The sequence below is a fragment of the Micromonospora sp. A202 genome (genome assembly GCF_006715105.1).
GTDB classification, from domain to species: domain Bacteria; phylum Actinomycetota; class Actinomycetes; order Mycobacteriales; family Micromonosporaceae; genus Micromonospora; species Micromonospora zamorensis.
In genome coordinates this window covers 4,724,179-4,740,505 of sequence record NZ_VFMP01000001.1, presented here as the reverse complement: position 1 = coordinate 4,740,505, position 16,327 = coordinate 4,724,179, and the positions used below count along the sequence as shown (strand labels likewise).

At 71.0% G+C, this 16,327-nt stretch carries 18 protein-coding genes; 12 read left to right on the top strand and 6 right to left on the bottom strand.

The annotated features are described in order from the left end of the window. The first annotated feature begins 323 nt into the window (after window positions 1–323). The 5 genes from FBZ33_RS21770 (at window position 324) to FBZ33_RS21750 (ending at window position 2,568) form a co-directional block, all read left to right on the top strand. A complete protein-coding gene (locus tag FBZ33_RS21770) occupies window positions 324–542 on the top strand; it encodes a winged helix-turn-helix domain-containing protein (protein WP_141910489.1) in 219 nt (72 codons plus the stop codon). A 160-nt stretch (window positions 543–702) separates the two neighbouring features. Continuing rightward, window positions 703–966: a DUF6244 family protein gene (locus tag FBZ33_RS21765; protein WP_088949318.1), complete on the top strand. Its 264-nt coding sequence runs from the start codon at window positions 703–705 to the stop codon at window positions 964–966. A 339-nt stretch (window positions 967–1,305) separates the two neighbouring features. Further along, a complete protein-coding gene (locus tag FBZ33_RS21760) occupies window positions 1,306–1,752 on the top strand; it encodes a hypothetical protein (protein ID WP_141910488.1) in 447 nt (148 codons plus the stop codon). Window positions 1,753–1,855: 103 nt separating this feature from the next. After that, the gene (locus FBZ33_RS21755; RefSeq protein WP_099855926.1) at window positions 1,856–2,167 is read left to right on the top strand and encodes a hypothetical protein; all 312 of its coding nucleotides are present in this window, start codon (window positions 1,856–1,858) and stop codon (window positions 2,165–2,167) included. Further along, a complete protein-coding gene (locus tag FBZ33_RS21750) occupies window positions 2,164–2,568 on the top strand; it encodes a hypothetical protein (RefSeq protein ID WP_141910487.1) in 405 nt (134 codons plus the stop codon). Before FBZ33_RS21755 ends, FBZ33_RS21750 begins: the two co-directional genes overlap by 4 nt. Here FBZ33_RS21750 and FBZ33_RS21745 read toward each other — a convergent pair. From FBZ33_RS21745 to FBZ33_RS21735, 3 genes are all read right to left on the bottom strand, one after another. Further along, window positions 2,565–3,032: a nitroreductase family deazaflavin-dependent oxidoreductase gene (locus tag FBZ33_RS21745; RefSeq protein WP_255509004.1), complete on the bottom strand. Its 468-nt coding sequence runs from the start codon at window positions 3,030–3,032 to the stop codon at window positions 2,565–2,567. The two genes, FBZ33_RS21750 and FBZ33_RS21745, sit on opposite strands and share 4 nt — an antisense overlap. A 128-nt stretch (window positions 3,033–3,160) precedes the next feature. Next, complete coding sequence (locus FBZ33_RS21740; RefSeq protein WP_141910485.1) at window positions 3,161–4,147, bottom strand: SEC-C domain-containing protein; 987 nt, start codon at window positions 4,145–4,147, stop codon at window positions 3,161–3,163. A 105-nt stretch (window positions 4,148–4,252) separates the two neighbouring features. After that, complete coding sequence (locus tag FBZ33_RS21735; protein ID WP_141910484.1) at window positions 4,253–5,719, bottom strand: MFS transporter; 1,467 nt, start codon at window positions 5,717–5,719, stop codon at window positions 4,253–4,255. 215 nt (window positions 5,720–5,934) lie between these two features. Here FBZ33_RS21735 and FBZ33_RS21730 point away from each other — a divergent pair, with 215 nt between their 5' ends. Then, window positions 5,935–6,510, top strand: a complete 576-nt coding sequence (locus FBZ33_RS21730; RefSeq protein ID WP_141910483.1) for a TetR/AcrR family transcriptional regulator — start codon at window positions 5,935–5,937, stop codon at window positions 6,508–6,510. A gap of 18 nt (window positions 6,511–6,528) precedes the next feature. Here the strand turns inward: FBZ33_RS21730 and FBZ33_RS21725 are convergent, their stop codons facing one another. Further along, window positions 6,529–7,887 (bottom strand): pentapeptide repeat-containing protein, encoded by a 1,359-nt coding sequence (locus tag FBZ33_RS21725; protein WP_141910482.1) that lies wholly within the window; start codon window positions 7,885–7,887, stop codon window positions 6,529–6,531. Between the two features lie 231 nt (window positions 7,888–8,118). On the opposite strand from FBZ33_RS21725, the gene FBZ33_RS21720 reads away from it, so the two are divergent. Next, a complete protein-coding gene (locus tag FBZ33_RS21720; protein WP_141910481.1) occupies window positions 8,119–8,913 on the top strand; it encodes an alpha/beta fold hydrolase in 795 nt (264 codons plus the stop codon). A 135-nt stretch (window positions 8,914–9,048) separates the two neighbouring features. Here FBZ33_RS21720 and FBZ33_RS21715 read toward each other — a convergent pair whose 3' ends face one another. Then, on the bottom strand, window positions 9,049–9,921 hold the full coding sequence (locus FBZ33_RS21715; RefSeq protein WP_141910480.1) for an aldo/keto reductase: 873 nt from the start codon (window positions 9,919–9,921) through the stop codon (window positions 9,049–9,051). A gap of 254 nt (window positions 9,922–10,175) precedes the next feature. On the opposite strand from FBZ33_RS21715, the gene FBZ33_RS21710 reads away from it, so the two are divergent. From FBZ33_RS21710 to FBZ33_RS21695, 4 genes are all read left to right on the top strand, one after another. Then, window positions 10,176–10,541: a YciI family protein gene (locus FBZ33_RS21710; protein WP_088949307.1), complete on the top strand. Its 366-nt coding sequence runs from the start codon at window positions 10,176–10,178 to the stop codon at window positions 10,539–10,541. A 134-nt stretch (window positions 10,542–10,675) separates the two neighbouring features. Further along, on the top strand, window positions 10,676–12,052 hold the full coding sequence (locus FBZ33_RS21705; RefSeq protein ID WP_141910479.1) for an FAD-binding oxidoreductase: 1,377 nt from the start codon (window positions 10,676–10,678) through the stop codon (window positions 12,050–12,052). A 205-nt stretch (window positions 12,053–12,257) separates the two neighbouring features. Next, entirely contained in the window at window positions 12,258–13,706 is a 1,449-nt protein-coding gene (pyk, locus tag FBZ33_RS21700) for a pyruvate kinase (RefSeq protein WP_088949305.1), read from the top strand. After that, a complete protein-coding gene (locus FBZ33_RS21695) occupies window positions 13,703–14,587 on the top strand; it encodes an acyl-CoA thioesterase II (RefSeq protein WP_088949304.1) in 885 nt (294 codons plus the stop codon). Before pyk ends, FBZ33_RS21695 begins: the two co-directional genes overlap by 4 nt. A gap of 65 nt (window positions 14,588–14,652) precedes the next feature. Here FBZ33_RS21695 and FBZ33_RS21690 read toward each other — a convergent pair whose 3' ends face one another. After that, a complete protein-coding gene (locus FBZ33_RS21690) occupies window positions 14,653–15,321 on the bottom strand; it encodes a YceI family protein (protein ID WP_141910478.1) in 669 nt (222 codons plus the stop codon). 268 nt (window positions 15,322–15,589) lie between these two features. Here FBZ33_RS21690 and FBZ33_RS21685 point away from each other — a divergent pair, with 268 nt between their 5' ends. Beyond that, complete coding sequence (locus tag FBZ33_RS21685) at window positions 15,590–16,054, top strand: Rrf2 family transcriptional regulator (RefSeq protein WP_088949303.1); 465 nt, start codon at window positions 15,590–15,592, stop codon at window positions 16,052–16,054. Window positions 16,055–16,327: the final 273 nt, after the last annotated feature.

Here is a 16,327-nt window from a genome sequence, read left to right as displayed (position 1 = left end):
GCTGCTTGGATGGGGATGCTGGGTCAGTGGGGGATTCGTCGGGTCGATCGGGCATCGGGGGCTCCCGTCGGGTCGTCTCCTTGCTGGTCATGGCTTGTGCGCCAGGACGGCGTGCGGGCACGCCCCGGCACGCCCGGCCGAACGGGGGGACCGACCGGCCGGGCGCTCTCTGCGCGGTGGGAACGAACCAGCTCCGGGTTGCAGACCTGGAAGCCGGTCGATTCGACTTTACACAACTAGTCACAGATAGCAAGCACGACAACACGTTGCTTGTCACGAGTAGTAACGCGTGATCAAATGGCGGGGCAGACCTGGGAGTCCATATGCCCGTCAAACCAAAGTGGGAACGGCTCGCGGATCACATTCGGGGCCAGATCGAGTCAGGAGAGCTTGCGCCGGGGGACCAATTGCCGTCCACGGTGCAGCTCAAGACGCAGCACGGCGTTTCGACGACCGTCGTGCGGCAGGCCATCCTGGTCCTCCAGACCCAGGGCTGGGTGCAGGGCGTCCACGGGCTTGGCGTGTTCGTCGCCGACCGCTGAGCGCTCAACGGCAGATTCAGCGCTTTTCGGGCAGCCGCCGCGGGCGAGTTCCTAGCTGGGCAAGTGAGTGGTCGCGCTGCGTGCGCGGATCTCGTACGCTCCCATGTGGTCTCCGCCGGTGCGGTGGTGGAGGCGATGGTCGACCATGGGGGAGGCGCGCGTGAGCGCAGCACAGATCATCGCGAGGCTGGCGGCGGCGTCGCAGAAGCTGGACGAGGCGAAGGCCAAGACCGCAGCGGCAGCCCAGGACGCGGCCGAGGCCCGGGCACTCGTGGCCGGTGCGCTGGAAGGCGTGGCAGCCGGCCCGCTGGTCGGCATGATCGATGCGTACCGTCAGGCCCTCGCTCAGGCGTCCCAGGGCGGCGACCCGGCCAAGCAACACGTCCAGGAGACGATCGCCAAGGTCCGAGCGCTGGGAAACTGACCACGGGTCGTGGTAGCACAACCCACCGACCACCCGCAGCAGCCGGCCTCACCTTACGACCCGCAGTACCACGCTCAAGGTCGGCACTGCCGGACCGTGACGGGCGACGTGAGGCGCGGAGCCGAGAGGGCCGGGAGGCACCACCGCCCACAAGACGCAGGAGCGTTGGCCCGGAGGCAATTGCTGTCGGCGGGTCAGCAGCGGCAACAGCATGGGCGCCCGTTTCAGAGTTCTTGCCGGCTCTGCCAAAGGCGGTCGCTGGCGTCGTCCTCGGGGCCGTGGCCACCTGGGGATCCCTCAAGGCATACAAGGCGAGAACGCAGGATGGCGGAGGTTCCATTGAAGATCGATGAGCGAGTTGAGCAACTCGTCCGAGACGCGCTGCACTGGGCCGTCAAGCGGCAGCCGGCCGAATTTGATGAGGCGCTCAAGGCGTTCTCCGACGAATCAGCGCGGCGGTCCGCCTTGGAGTTGCTCGTTGCCATCTCGGCCTTCGTCAGTACTGACATCTGCGGAGGCAAGCCGTCGCCCGAGCAGATTCAGGAGTTGGCCGTTGAAGTTGCCGAGGCAGAGGCCTGGAGTTCGGCGACGTCTCCTGAGGTCGAAGCCTTCCTCGGCGCCGCTTTGACCGGTCGACCGCTATCGGGCGTGCTGCCGGCCGGTAGCCCCGTCATCCTTGCCTTCGTTGTGGCGGCAAGCCTCCTGTCTGCAGGCCCGAAGCCGGCGGGGGAGTGGTGGTTCAACTACCTGGACAAGGTGGAGGCGGCCATTGAGGCGGCGGGATGACGGGCGCGCCTGATCCGGTTGTCTCTGAGTGAGATCTCGTGGTGCTCACTGGCGGTAGGCGTGTCGCTGTCCAGGGACGGTGCGATTGGATACGCTCCCTGGTATGACCGGATCGGTGAGCAAGAAGTCGTTCTCGCTTCCGCAGGACGTGGCCGAGCGCCTGGAGCGTGAGCCCAACGCCAGCGCGTACGTAGTCGACACGATTCGGGCACGGATGCGCGCTGAGGATCTTGACGCCGAGCTGGCCCGCCGAGGCATGACCGTGACGGCGGAGGGACAGGCCCGTGCCAGGGCCCGACGCGCTCAGGTCGAGCAGGAATGGTCGCCTGGTCGACGCGCCGCACTACGTGACCGTTCGCGCCGCGCGGCAGCGGAGATGCTCGACGGCTCCGGCAGCCAGGCCCCGGCGGCATGACGACTCCCGAGGCGCTGTCGGTCCGGCTGATACTGGACCGGTCCGCGTTGCTCGCCTACGTGGCCGGGTCCATGGATGTCGCCGAACCCATCCACGAGGTTGCCCAGGACGGGGTCCGGTTCGGTGTGCCGGCGGTGGTCGTGGCCGAGGCGCTGGCCGTGGTGGACGATCCGGGTGATCGGACGGTGCTGCACCGACTGCTCGAACGTCCCGCCTGCGCGGTGCTGCCGACGTGGGGTGAGGAGTGGCAGGAGTTGGCGTACTGGCGCGTGTTGACCGGTCGGATTGACCTTGCCGCTGCCGTGATGGCTGTCCTGGAGCACGATGCCTCGGTGCTGACCAGCGAGGGTAAGGCGTACGGCGACGGCGGTGACCTCCCGGTCATCCGCTTTCCTGCCTAGAGGGTCGCCGAGGGCTCCGCGGGTGCGCGTTCGATGACGACGAGGGGGATCTCGCGGTCGGTGCCCTTCTGGTAGCGCTCGTACGTCGGGAAGACCTTCGTCATCACCGGCCACAGCCGGGCCCGCTCCTCGCCCGTCGCCGTGCGGGCCCGACCGGCGATGCGCTCCGCGCCGACCTGGATCTCCACCACCGGGTCGGCGCTCAGGTTCAGATACCAGGCGGGGTGCTTGTCCGCGCCCCCGTTGGACGCCACCAGCAGGTGGTTGTCACCGTCGCGGCCGTACATCAGCGCGGTGCGGCGCAGGGCGCCCGTGCGGCGTCCGCGGGTGGTGAGCAGCAGCGACGGTACGCCGTGGTAGGTGCCACCGTCGGCGCCGTCGGTCTCGACGTACCGCTGGATGTGCTTGGCCACCCAGCCGACCGGGCTGTCCTCGATCGTCTCGTGCTGCTCCTGCGCGGTCACCGCTTCGCCTCCTTCATCGGGCCTGTCCGCTGGGGGGAGGGCAGGCCGGTGAGTCATCAAGATGACTCACCGGCATCAGGCTTTCACGGGACATGGCCTCCAGTTGCGTGGGGCCAGGACCGAGGGGGTCATCCGCGCGAGCGCGGGAGGCAGCACTTCTTGTACTTCGCCCCGGACCCGCACCAGCAGGCGTCGTTGCGCCCCGGCGGCCAGGCCCTGAGGTCGGGGCCGGTGAGCGAGTCGGCGTACTCGTCCTGGGTTTCCTCGTCGGTGGGATCGCTGCCCTCGCGTTCGGCGAAGGCCGCCAACCCGGCGACGGAACCGACGACCACGCCCAGGTCGGCGCCGCCCAGCCCGGAGGCGTCGACGAGGGCGCGTTCGGTCTGGGCGCGGTGCTCGTCCCAGCTGGCGGGGTAGCTGTCGGCGAGGACGGGCCAGCGCAGCAGCAGCGCGTCGAACTCCGCCTGCGGCCAGAACAGCAGCGTCGCGGGGCCTTCGTCCAGTGCGTCGAGCGCGTGGTCGCTCGCGGCGCGCAGCCGGTCGGCGAGGTTGTCGTACTCGTCGTGCGGGAGGCCCATCTCCTCGCGCAGGGTGTGCCGCCGCTGCGTCAGGCCGTAGATCATGGCCGCGGCCTCGTCCTGGGCGTCCTCGGACTCGTGCTGCTGGTTGCGGGTTCGTTCCAGGATCGCGTCGAGCGCCCCGGTCAGCCATTCCAGCGCCAGGTCGGTGTGGCCGTTATCGGCCAGCTCGTCGACCAGGTACGTGGCGTTGGGGTTGGTCTCCAGCAGCGGGCGCAGGGCGGTCAGCTCGGCCATGCCCTCGTCGGAGCGGCCGAGGCGCAGCAGCAGGCCACCGCGCACCGAGCGGGCGTACGCGTCCTCGTCGGGCTGTTCGGCGATGGCGCGGGTGGCCAGCGCGAGCGCGTCGGCCAGGTCGCCGGCCTGCTCCAGGATGTCCGCGGCGACCAGCAGGGCGTACGCGGTGTCGTCGGGGTCGGCGACCCGCCCCTCGTCGACGGCGCCCACCAACTCGGCGACCAGCGCGGCCGGGTCCGGGCTCTCCGGACCCAGGGAGCCGATCTCCTCGATGCGGTCGGTGGTCAGCAACTCGGGCATGTGGGCATCCTGAAGAACGGCGAGTGGTGGACGGGGAAGCGGCCAGCGTACTCCCGGACATGGTGGAGCCCGGGCGGCGAACCGCCCGGGCTCCGACACGTTCCCTCAGCGGGTCGCGGGCATGGTGGCGAACTCGCCGGCTAGCTCGGACTCGACGATCGTCGTGGTGGACGGCCGGGGACCGGCCGCCTTCCGCCGGGCGGACGGGACGGCGAGGGCCGCGAGCGCGGCGGCCAGCGCGATGGCCGTGAGGACCAGAAACCCCATCGTGAAGCCGGCCTCCCGAGGCAGGCCGTTGGCCTGCGGGTTCGCGGTGATCACACCGCTGACCACGGCGGCGCCGATCGCGCCTCCGATGGTGCGGATGTTGGCGTTCATCCCGGTGGCCACGCCGGTCTGGCTGGCGGGCACGCTGGCGACGATCAGGTTGGCCATCGACGCGAAGGCCAGGCCGATGCCGAGGCCGACCAGGCCACCGGCGATGGCGACCTCCCAGCGGGTGTCGTGCGCGACGGCGAGCATCGCGGAGGCGGCCACATTGAACGTGGCACCGGTGGCGAGCTGCGCCTTGGCGCTGAAGACGGCCTGGAGCCGGCCGGCGACGATGCCGGCGACGAACATCGCGCTGACCATCGGCAGCATGAGCAGACCGGCCTGGCTGATGCTCGCGCCGAAGCCGTAACCGGCGGCGGTCGGGGTCTGCAGGAACTGGGGGAGGAACGCGTACACGGAGAACATCGACGCGCCGTAGAGCAGGGCGACCAGGTTGGTGGTCCAGACTCCGGGCAGGCGCATCATCCGCATGTCGATCAGCGGGTTGGGCGACCGCACCTCGGTGACCAGCCAGCCGACCAGCAGCACCACGGCGAGGGCCAGCAGGCCGAGCACCCGGGGGCTGGTCCAGCCCCACGCCGCGCCCTGGCTGATCGGCAGCAGCAACGCGACCAGCCAGCCGGAGAGCAGCAGTGTCGCTCGCCAGTCGATGCGACCGGGGGTGCGGACCGGGGACTCGGGGACGAACAGGTGGGCGGCCACGGCGGTCAGCCCGACCACGACCATCGGGATCCAGAACAGCCAGCGGTAGTCGAGCGTGCTGACGATCGGGCCGGCCAGCACGATGCCCAGGCCACCGCCGACGGCGACGATCGCCGAGATCGCGGCCACGGCCGTGGAGACCCGCGCGGCGGGGAACTCGTCGCGGATGATGCCGAACGACAGCGGGAAGACCGCTCCGCCGATGCCCTGCACGACCCGGGCGATGATGAGGACGCCGATGTTCGGCGCGATGGCGGCCAGCAGACAGCCGAGGGCGAGCGCGGCGAGCGCGACGACCAGCATCCGCTCCTTGCCGACCATGTCGCCGACCCGTCCGAGGATCGGCGTGAAGATCGACGCGGAGAGCAGGTAGGCGGTCAGGACCCAGGTCACGGTGTTCTGGGAGGTGTGCAGATCGTGCTGGATGGTCGGCAGCACCGGGGTGATCAGCGACTGGAGCATCGCGAAGAACCCGGCACCGGCGGCGAGCACGGTGAAGGTGAGCCGACGCGAGCTGCGTCGGGAGGTCACTGCCACGAGAGAAGACTCCTGATAAAGGTGCGGAAGGAGGTTTGTCACCCGTCGTCTGTGGCGGGCTGGCTGTCGGGTCCGGGCGATCGGGTGGCCAGGCGGATCGGGCGGGTCCCGAGGTAAGCTAAGCGGAGGCAGGCCTCCGGGATTCCGGAGGGGTGCCTCCACTAAGCTAGCGGAGGGTTGCCTCCGGTTGCAACCAGGACGAGGTGACGCACGTCATGACCAGCGCGGGGCAGGTGCCCGAGGTGTTCGCGCAACGCCCGAAGCGGGCCGACGCACGGCGTAACTACGACGCTCTGGTCGCCGCTGCGCGCGACGCGTTCGCCGAGAACGGCGCCGCCGCCTCCCTGGAGGACGTGGCCCGACGGGCCGGGGTGGGCATCGGCACGCTCTACCGCAACTTCCCCAGCCGGCGGCACCTCTTCGAGGCCGTGTACGTCGAGGAGGTCCGGGCGCTGAGCCGCTCCGCCGAGGACCTGGCCGAGCTGCCACCGTGGGACGCGCTCGTCGCCTGGTTGCACCGCTTCGTCGCGTACGTCGCCACCAAGCGGGCGCTCGCCGAGCATCTGCTGCACGACTCGGAGATCTTCCGGAGCTGCCGGACGGAGATCTACTCCGCCGGCGAGCCGCTGGTGCGTCGCGGCCAGGCCGCCGGCGTGGTCCGTGACGACATCGGGTTCGACGACGTGGTGCGGCTGATCAGCGGCCTCACCATGGCCCAGTTCCCGTCACCCGAGCAGCGCGACCGGGTGCTCGGCGTGGCCCTGGACGGGCTGCGCGCCTCCACCCGCTGACGCTCGCCCGCCGACCGGTCAGCGGTCGACCAGCAACAGCCACCCGTCATCGAGCTGCTGGACCACCGCGCCCGCCGGCCAGCGATGACCAGGGTCGACCACCGCCCGGGCCTGATCGACCTGAGGTGGCCGGCTGAACTGCGTGTCGCGGAAGCTGGCCATGCTGTGGAACCGGGCCCGGCCGAAGTTCGCGGCGTCGGTGAAGCGGGCCTGGTCGAACAACGCCTCCGCCCCGAACACCGTCCAGCGGAACAGCGCCATGTTCGTGAAGCGGGCAGCGTGGAAGTTGGCCGACCGGCCGAACTCGGTGTGCTCCATCGACATTGCGCCCTCGAAGACGGCTTGCCGGAACGTGGTGGAGTCCTCGAAGCGGGTCGCGTCGAAGCTGGTCGGCTGACCGAAGGTCACCTGGCGAAAGGAGGTGTGGCCGGCGAAGGTGGACCGTCGACAGGACAGGCCGTCGCTGAACGTGGCCCCGTCGAAGGTGGCCTGACCGCTGACGCGGACGCCGTCCAGCAGGACCTCGCCGTCGGCCGCGACGCCCTCGAAGACCACGTCGCCGAAGGTCGCTGCCCCGAGTAGGACACGCCCCCGCACCGTCGCGCCCGCGAAGGTGGTCGTGCCGGTGAACGCCGTCGCCGTGAAGTTCGCGTCGACCAGCGTGCAGCCCGTGGCGTCGAAGTCGACCAGCGTGGCGCCGGTCAGGTCCAGCACCACCTCCGGCCAGTGGGCCACGTCGTCCGCCCGCAGGTGGCGGGTCAGCACACGCTGCGCGGTGCGCCGGACCTCCGTCTCGCGCGGCTCGTCGTCGGGCGCCGGCATCCGCAGGTACGCGCAGAGCACCGCCCCGATCGTCGGGCGCTGCCCAGGGTTGTCCTGACCGAGGCGTTCCAGCGCGTGCAGCCCGCCGAGGCGTACCGCCGCGCTGTCGTTGCCGAGCAGCTCGACGGCCCGGGTGTAGAGCTCGGTCAGTCGACGTTCGGAGGCGTCGTGCTCGGCGGCGGTGGACTGCCGGTCCTGCTGGCGTTGCGCGGCCTCGGCCACCGACTCGGCGTGCGCCTGCACGCGGTCGCGGTGGGCCTGGTCCCGGGCGGCGACGCTCTCCTGGTGCCGCTGCGCGCGTTCGGTGATCCACTGGCGGCGAGCGGCCAGGAGCAGGGCGAGCCCTCCGCCGGTGCCGGCGACCACGGTCAGGCCGGTGCGGATCGCGTCGATGCGCAGCGTGGCGCGGGTGTCCGGCTGGCTGGCCCGGCCGGCCTCGGTGAGCAGCAGGTCCAGCACCAGCCAGCCCAGGGCGGCGGCGAGCAGCAGGCCGACGAGGACCAGCCACCAGGGCATCACGCGTAGTTGGCGCTCGGTGGGTTCGTCGGCGGCCACGGCCACAGCATGCCATCCGCCGACCCGACCCGGGGTGCGCGCGCCGGGCCGGCGGTCCGATGTGGAGCGCCGCGATTTGCGCGTTTGCACCCTCGCCGGGACAACGGGTTACCAGCGCGTAACAAGTCATTGACGTTTCTGAATTGTTGCGGGGATGATCGTCGCACGGTCGACCGGACACCCCCACCCACCTGCCCGGTACGCCGGGTGCCTCCCCCCGGAGGTGCAGCCATGCTGCTCCGAAAGACCGCCCTCGTCGTGTCCCTCGTCGCCGCCGCCCTGTTCGCGTCCGCCGGCACGGCGACCGCCGCCCCCGCCGATCCCACCCCGGCTCCCGCCACGCCCGAAGCCTTCGCTGCCGCCGCCGCGGCCAACCCGGTGATCGTGGTCGGCGGGCTCAGTGGCATCGCCGTCGCGTACGAGCCGATGGCCGCCCGGCTGCGCGCCGACGGCTACCGCACCTTCATCTACCAGTTGCCGGGGCTGGGCCTCGGCGACATCCCCACGTCCGCCCGCGCGTTCGCCACCTACGTCGACCAGGTGCGCGCCAGTACCGGTGCGGCGACAGTGGACGTCGTGGCCCACTCCGAGGGTGGCCTGGTCAGCCGCTACTACCTCAAGCGGCTCGGCGGCACCGCCGCCATCGGGCGCTACGTCAGCCTCGGCACACCGCAGTACGGCACCTACGTCGCCAACATCGTGGCGTTCCTCGGGCTGGGCAGCTGCGCCGGCGTCGTGGCCTGCCAGCAGATGACCATCGGCTCGGCGTTCCTCGCCGACCTCAACGTCGGCGACGACACCCCCGGCGCGGTTCGCTACACCACCATCCGAACGCTTCAGGACGAGCTGGTCCGGCCGACCGGGAACGCCGTGGTCAACGATGGTGCGACCAACGTGCTGATCCAGACGTACTGCCCGCTGCGGGTGGTGGGGCACCTCGGCCTGGTGCTCGACGGCACGGCGTACACCATCGTGCGTGGCGCCCTGGTCGACGGCCCGGTGCGACCCAACTGCCTCGCGCTCTGACCCGGTCCACGGGGGTGGTCCCGGCGGGACCGCCCCCACGGGCGCGCGACGGTGAGTGTCGGGTCGGCGACGGTACGGTGAAACGGGATGGCCCGGACGCCGTCGACTGACACCGACGGCGTCCGCACCGGTGGGTCAGCTCGCCTTGGCGAGCGCCTCGAACTCGTCGTCGGTGAGCCGCACGTCGGCAGCGCCCACGTTCTCCTCCAGGTGCGCCACCGAGGACGTACCGGGGATCGGCAGCATCACCGGCGAGCGGCGCAGCAGCCAGGCCAGCGCGAGCTGCGCGGGCGACGCGCCGTGCGCGGTGGAGATGGCGTCCAGCGGGCCGCCCGGGCGGGCCAGCTCGCCGGTCGCGATCGGGAACCACGGGATGAACGCGAGGTCGTTGCGCTCGCAGTACTCCAGCACGTCCTCGGCGCTGCGGTTCGCCAGGTTGTACAGGTTCTGCACCGACGCGATCGTGGTGATCGCCTGGGACTCCTCGATCTGCGCGACGCTCACCTCGGACAGACCGATGTGCTGGATCTTGCCCTCCTCGCGCAGCAGCGCCAGCTCACCCAACTGGTCCGCGAGCGGCACCTTCGGGTCGATCCGGTGCAGCTGGTACAGCGGAATGCTGTCCAGGCCGAGGTGCCGCAGGCTCAACTCACACTGCTGGCGCAGGTACTCCGGGCGGCCCAGCGCACGCCAGTCGCCCGGGCCGGAGCGGCTCAGCCCGGCCTTGGTCGCGATGACCAGGTCATCGGCGTACGGGTGCAGGGCCTCCCGGATCAGCAACTCCGAGACGAACGGGCCGTACGAGTCGGCGGTGTCGATGAACGTCACGCCCATCTCGACCGCGCGGCGCAGCACCCGGACCGCCTCGGCCGGGTCCTTCGGGTCTCCCCAGACACCCGGGCCGGTGATCTGCATCGCCCCGTAGCCGAGCCGGTTGACGGTGACGTCGCCACCGATGCGGTACGTGCCGGACGCCTTCGCGGGCTGCTCACTGATGTTGGTCGCCATTGGCCGATCCCCAATCGTCGTGTCGTGGGGGCGTGGAAAGGCCCACCCGCCACCAGATAGATCATCCCCCGGCAGCCGGCCGGTATTCCGCTCGTCGGCCGACTGTGTGCGTGGACACCTCACCCGCAAGCCGCGTCGGGCGGTCGCCTGGAGTCCGCGCCGGGCATTGCCCGGAAGCTGCCGGTACGACCGGGGCGTCCGTGCGACGCTGGCCGGAGCCGGTGCCTTCCGGCGCGACGGCAGAGGGAGCACCCATGGCGGGAGTGCCGCAGGTCAACTTCGCGCTCGACACGTACGAGTGCATCGTGATCTATCCCGGCGCTGCCGGACGGGTCCTGCCCGCCGAGACCGTGCAGCGGTTGCAGGCCGAGCACGCCGAGCACATGCAGGCGCTACAGCGAAGCGGCATCATCCTGGTCGCCGGTTCGGTGGACGGGCCGGCCCGCGAGCCGGAGCCACCGATCGGCTTCGGTCTGGCCCGCACCGGCAGCGTCGACGACGTCCGCAGCGTGCTGGAGGCCGACCCGGCGGTGCAGGCCGGGCTCTACCGGGTGGACGTGCTGACCTTCCTCTGCCCGGCTGGATCCTTGGAGTTTCCGCTGGTGAAGACAGAAAGCTGACCACCCGGTCAATCGACGGCTGTCGTGATGGCGACGGCGCTCGGCTGCCTGCCGGTGTTACGGTCGCGCCCAGCGAGGGCCGCCGCCGGGGCGTACCCGGAAAGCCTTGGGTCGGCCCCGGTCGAGGAGTCGCCATGATCTCCGCCGCCACCCCCGATGTCGCGACGGCCACCGCCCGGCTGCGCGCCCTGCTCGGCGACCGGCTGCACGAGCCGGGCGATCCGGCGTACGTCACCACCACGACCCTCTGGAACGGTGCGGTTCAGCGCACGCCGGTCCTGGTGGCCCAGTGCCTGGACGCCGACGAGGTGGCCGACGCGGTCCGCGTCGCCGCCCAGTGCCACCTGCCGCTGTCGGTCCGCTCCGGAGGGCACGACTGGGCCGGCCGGGCGCTGCGCGACGGCGGTGTGGTGCTCGACCTGACCGGTCTGCGCGCGGTCGACATCGACGCGGACGCGGCCACGGTCACCATCGGCGGCGGCGTCACGGCCGCCGGTCTGCTGGCCGCCGCCCGCCCGTACGACCTGGTGGTGCCCACCGGCACCGTCGGCGACGTGGGCATGGCCGGGTTGGCCCTCGCCGGCGGGTACGGCCCGCTGTGCGGTCGGTTCGGGCTGACCCTGGACAGCCTGCTCGGCGCGGAGGTGGTCCTCGCCGACGGCCGCCGGGTCACCGCCGACCCTCGACACGACGCCGAGCTGTACTGGGCGCTGCGCGGCGGCGGTGGGAACGTCGGCGTGGTCACCGAGCTGCGTTTCCGCGCGCACCGGCTGCCCGGCGTGCTGGCCGGCATGATCATGTTCGCTCTGGCGGAGGCGCCGGCCGTCCTGCGCGGCTACGGCGCGCTCATCGCCGAGGCCCCGGACGAGCTGACCGTGATGACCGGCTTCCTGCCCGGCCCGGCCGGCGAACCGGTCATCTTCGTCTGCCCGTTCTACAGCGGCCCGGACCTGGACGCCGGGCTGCCGTGGATGGATCGGCTGCGCGCGCTGGGCACCCCGCTGGTCGACCAGATCGCCCCGATGCCGTACGCGGACGCGCTGCGGATGTTCGACGGCGGGATGGTCGACGGCAACCACTACCTGCTGCGTACCCGCTGGCTGCCCGCGCTCACCGACAGCACGGTGGACGTGCTCGTCGACGCGGCCCGGCAGGTCAGCTCCCCGTTCTCCGCGCTGGCCGTGCACCACTTCCACGGCGCGGCCACCCGGGTCCGTCTCGCCGACACGGCGTTCGGCCTGCGCACCGACCACCTGCTGACCGAGATCATCGCGGTCTGGGCACCCGGCGACCAGGCCAGGCCACACCGGGAGTGGGCCGAGCACACCTCGGCGGCGCTCGCACCGCACGCCCTGCCCGGTGGCTACCCCAACCTGCTCGCCCCCGAGGAGACCGACCGGGTCCGGCTCGCCTACGGCGCGAACTGGCCGCGGCTACGCCGGGCCAAGCACCGCTACGACCCGCGTGACCTGCTCACCGCGGTGCCCACCCTGCCCCGGTCGCGGCGCTGATGGTGACCTGCCGCCGGGAGCACCCCGACAGCTCACGCCACCGGAGGCGTACGATTCCCGGCGCGCGGTCGCCGTTGCCCGTCGCCACAACGTTCCCGGTGCGGTTCCACCCGCCGGCCCGACGCGCACCGCGCGTCGTTGGACACATGTTCCGCTGCCTGCAATGGGTCGGCCCCGAGTCCGACCTGAAGGAGAGACTAGCCTGATGGGCGTGACACGCCGCGTAAAGATCGTCTGCACTCTGGGTCCCGCCACCTCGTCCCCGGAGCGCATCCGGGGTCTTGTCGAGGCCGGCATGAACGTGGCGAGGCTCAACTTCAGCCACGGCAGCCACGCCGACCACGAGGCGGTCTATCGACTGGTCCGGGAGGCGTCCGAGGCGGCAGGTAAGCCGGTGGCCGTCCTCGCCGACCTTCAGGGCCCCAAGATCCGGCTCGGCAAGTTCGCCGACGGCCCGCACGAGTGGCGCACCGGCGACTCGGTCGTGATCACCGGTGACGACATCATCGGCACCAAGGAGCGCGTCTCCTGCACCTACCAGAAGCTGCCGCACGAGGTGAAGCCCGGCGACCGGCTGCTGATCGACGACGGTCGCGTCGCCGTCGAGGTCACCGACGTCACCGGCAACGACATCCGCTGCCTGGTCACCGAGGGCGGCCCGGTCTCCAACAACAAGGGCGTCTCGCTGCCCAACGTGGCGGTCAGCGTGCCCGCCATGTCGGACAAGGACGCCGAGGACCTTCGCTTCTCCCTGGGCCTCGGTGTCGACCTGGTAGCGCTGTCCTTCGTCCGCTCGGCCGAGGACATCAAGCTCGTGCACGGCATCATGGCCGAGGAGGGCGTGTTCCGCCCGGTCCTGGCCAAGGTCGAGAAGCCGGAGGCGGTGGAGCACCTGGAGGCCATCGTGCTGGCCTTCGACGGTGTCATGGTCGCCCGCGGTGACCTCGGTGTCGAGATGCCACTGGACCAGGTGCCCCTGGTGCAGAAGCGCGCCGTGCAGCTGTGCCGGGAGAACGCCAAGCCCGTCATCGTGGCCACCCAGATGCTCGACTCCATGATCGAGAATTCCCGCCCCACCCGGGCGGAGGCCTCCGACGTCGCCAACGCGGTGCTCGACGGCGCGGACGCGGTGATGCTCTCCGGCGAGACCAGCGTCGGCAAGTACCCGGTGCTGACCGTCAGCACCATGGCCAAGATCGTGACGACCACGGAGTCCGGCTCGATCGGCGTGCCCCGGTTGCAGCACGACCCGCGTACCCACGGCGGCGCGCTCACCGTCGCCGCCTCGTCGATCGCCCGGGCCATCAACGCCAAGGCGCTCGTCGCCTTCTCGCAGACCGGCGACACCGTCCGACGGCTGTCCCGCCTGCACTGCGACCTGCCGCTGCTGGCCTTCACGCCGGTGCCCGAGGTGCGCGACCAACTCGCCCTCTCCTGGGGCGTGGAGACCTTCCTGATGCCGTTCGTGCAGCACACTGATGACATGTTCCGTCAGGTCGACCAGGCGCTGCTGGGCCTCAACCGGGCCAACCCGGGTGACTACGTGGTGATCGTGGCCGGTAGCCCGCCCGGCACCCCCGGCTCGACCAACACGCTGCGCGTACACCAGCTCGGGTCGCTGGTCGACGCGGCGTCGGCGCGGGCGCTGCAGTGAGCGACGGTCGGGTCGCGGTCGGCCAGGCCGCGGTGGACCAGCTCCTGGAAGTGCTGGACCTCGACCCGACCGGGGACATGACCTTCCGGGGGATGAGCCCCCCGGTCGGCCCACAACGGGTGTACGGCGGCCAGGTCGCAGGTCAGGCCCTGGTCGCCGCCGGCCGCACTGTCGACCCGGAGCGCTTCGTGCACTCGCTGCACGGATACTTCGTCCGCCCCGGCGACCCGGTCGAGCCGATCGAGTACCAGGTGGAGAACATCCGCGACGGCCGGTCCTTCTCGGTTCGCCGCGCGGTCGCCCTCCAGCACGACAAGCCGATCTTCTTCATGTCGGCGTCGTTCCAGCGGGCCGAGGAGGGTCTGGACCACCAGGTCATCGCCCCGCTGGACGTACCCATGCCGCAGGACGTGCCGACGATGACCGACCGGCTCTCCCGCTACCCGGAGCGGCTGGGCATCTGGGGCCAGATCCCGCGTCCGATCGACGTGCGCTACGTGGGGGAGCCCGGCTGGGTCCGTCCCGGTGACCGGCCCGCCGACCCGCACCAGCGGGTCTGGATGCGCATCGACGGCAAACTGCCGGACGATCCGCTGCTGCACGCCTGCGCGCTCACCTACGCCTCGGACCTCACCCTGCTCGACTCGGTGCTCTCCGCGCACGGTGAGGTGTGGGGGCCGGGCGGGCTGGTCGGCGCCAGCCTGGACCACGCGCTGTGGTTCCACCGGCCGTTCCGGGCCGACGAGTGGTTCCTCTACGACTGCCTGAGCCCGTCGGCGTCCGGCGCGCGTGGGCTGGCCACCGGCCGGATGTTCACCACTGACGGCCAGCAGATCGCCAGCGCCGTCCAGGAGGGCCTGCTCCGCCGCGTCGGCGCCTGACCTTCTCGATCATCCCCGCCAGGCGCGCGTCCGCAACGGCCGCGTCGTGGCGGGGATGAGGCAGGTCAGGCCTGGTAGATGGCCTCGCCGGCGATCTCGATCTGCACCGTCTTGCCGACCAGGACTCCGCCGCTCTCCAGGACGACATTCCAGAGCAGGCCGTAGTCCTCGCGGTTGATCTCAGCCGTCGCGCTGAATCCGAAGATGTTCTGCCCGTACGGATCACGACGGGTGCCACCGAAATTCACCTCCAGGTCGACAGCCCGGGTGACTCCCTTCGCCGTCAATTCACCGGTGAGGACGAATCGTCCGGGTGTGCTGTCGGACTGCGGCGGAACAATGTGACTCCGGCCTCGTCCGCCCAACCGATGGTTGCGCAGACGGGCCCACTGGAATATGGGGTCCTCGGTGCCCTGCCATTTGATTCCGGTGCTTCGATATTCGAGAGTGGGATAACTCTCCACATCGAGGAAGTCGGCACTCTTCAGATGCGTGTCCCGGTCGACACTCCCGGTGGTGATGCTGGCCGACATTATGGTCGCCGTCACAGAGGAGAGCAGCGGGTCCTCCGCCACGATGATCTCAGCGGTGGCCTCGGCGAACTCGCCGCGAACCGGGCTCACCATCATGTGCCGGGACAGGAAACCGATCCGCTTGTGCGCCTGATCGAGAAGATAGGTGCCGGCGACCGGGATGGTCATGCCATCCCAGGTGCGTGTGGCGACATCGGTCATCGTATTGCCTTCCCCCCGAGCACACCCGGGTGTTTATCTATATCTTGCCGGCGGCCACGTAAACGGCCGGACATTCGTACTCCCGCCCAGCATAAGGACGCTCCAGAACAGCATTTCGGCCCCCACCGCGCGGTGGATCATGACGCGCTTTCGCCGCTGCGCATCGGTGACGGGAACGGGCGCGAGCGGCACGGGTTTCCATCGATGCGTACCCGATCGGCCGAGGGTCGCCCGCCCAGCCGGCTGACCAGCGACTAACCTTGCCGGCATGCGCCTATCCGCCCGGGTCGACTATGCCCTCCGCGCGGCCGCCGAGCTTGCCGCGACGGCCAGTGGTCCTGGGCGCGGCCGGCCGGTCACGGCCGACCAGATCGCCCGTGCCCAGGAGATCCCGCCGAAATTCCTGGAGAGCATCCTGCTGCAACTGCGTCGCGGCGGCATCGTGCACGCCCAGCGTGGCCCGGAGGGCGGCTACTGGCTGGCCCGCCCCGCCGAGGAGATCTCCCTGGCCGAGGTGATCCGGGTGATCGACGGGCCGCTCGCCCACGTACGCGGGCAGCGTCCCGAGCAGCTCGGCTACCACGGCCCGGCCCGGGCGCTCCAGGAGGTCTGGATCGCGCTGCGGGCGAGCGAGCGGGAAATCCTGGACCTGGTCAGCATCGCCGACGTGGCCGCCGGCACCCTGCCCGCACGGGTCACCGAGCTGGTCGCCGACCCGCGCGCCTGGATCTGAGCGCCGCCCCGCTCAGACCCGGCGTCACCCGCCGCTCCGCTCATACCCGGCGTCACCCGCCGCTCCGCTCAGACCCGGCGTCACCCGCCGCCCCGCACCGCCCGGCGGCTCTGCCGCGATGCGCGCCCTTGACGTCGTCCTCGGCGGCGCGCCGCGTCTGTTGTCCTCGCAGTGCGGCCACTGGTTACGTCATCCGTGGTGCGGCGCGGCGTGATGTCGTCTCTCGTGCCGTCTCCGCATGGAGGCGTCCCATCCACCGATCGGGGGCTTGAC

What these genes read in the sequence shown, in the direction of transcription:
- FBZ33_RS21685 (WP_088949303.1), top strand. Translation starts at nt 15,590, where the DNA reads ATGCGCCTATCCGCCCGGGTCGACTATGCCCTCCGCGCGGCCGCCGAG.
- FBZ33_RS21705 (WP_141910479.1), top strand. Translation starts at nt 10,676, where the DNA reads ATGATCTCCGCCGCCACCCCCGATGTCGCGACGGCCACCGCCCGGCTG.
- FBZ33_RS21740 (WP_141910485.1), bottom strand. Translation starts at nt 4,147, where the DNA reads ATGCCCGAGTTGCTGACCACCGACCGCATCGAGGAGATCGGCTCCCTG.
- FBZ33_RS21715 (WP_141910480.1), bottom strand. Translation starts at nt 9,921, where the DNA reads ATGGCGACCAACATCAGTGAGCAGCCCGCGAAGGCGTCCGGCACGTAC.
- FBZ33_RS21690 (WP_141910478.1), bottom strand. Translation starts at nt 15,321, where the DNA reads ATGACCGATGTCGCCACACGCACCTGGGATGGCATGACCATCCCGGTC.
- pyk (WP_088949305.1), top strand. Translation starts at nt 12,258, where the DNA reads ATGGGCGTGACACGCCGCGTAAAGATCGTCTGCACTCTGGGTCCCGCC.
- FBZ33_RS21730 (WP_141910483.1), top strand. Translation starts at nt 5,935, where the DNA reads ATGACCAGCGCGGGGCAGGTGCCCGAGGTGTTCGCGCAACGCCCGAAG.
- FBZ33_RS21750 (WP_141910487.1), top strand. Translation starts at nt 2,164, where the DNA reads ATGACGACTCCCGAGGCGCTGTCGGTCCGGCTGATACTGGACCGGTCC.
- FBZ33_RS21710 (WP_088949307.1), top strand. Translation starts at nt 10,176, where the DNA reads ATGGCGGGAGTGCCGCAGGTCAACTTCGCGCTCGACACGTACGAGTGC.
- FBZ33_RS21770 (WP_141910489.1), top strand. Translation starts at nt 324, where the DNA reads ATGCCCGTCAAACCAAAGTGGGAACGGCTCGCGGATCACATTCGGGGC.
- FBZ33_RS21720 (WP_141910481.1), top strand. Translation starts at nt 8,119, where the DNA reads ATGCTGCTCCGAAAGACCGCCCTCGTCGTGTCCCTCGTCGCCGCCGCC.
- FBZ33_RS21755 (WP_099855926.1), top strand. Translation starts at nt 1,856, where the DNA reads ATGACCGGATCGGTGAGCAAGAAGTCGTTCTCGCTTCCGCAGGACGTG.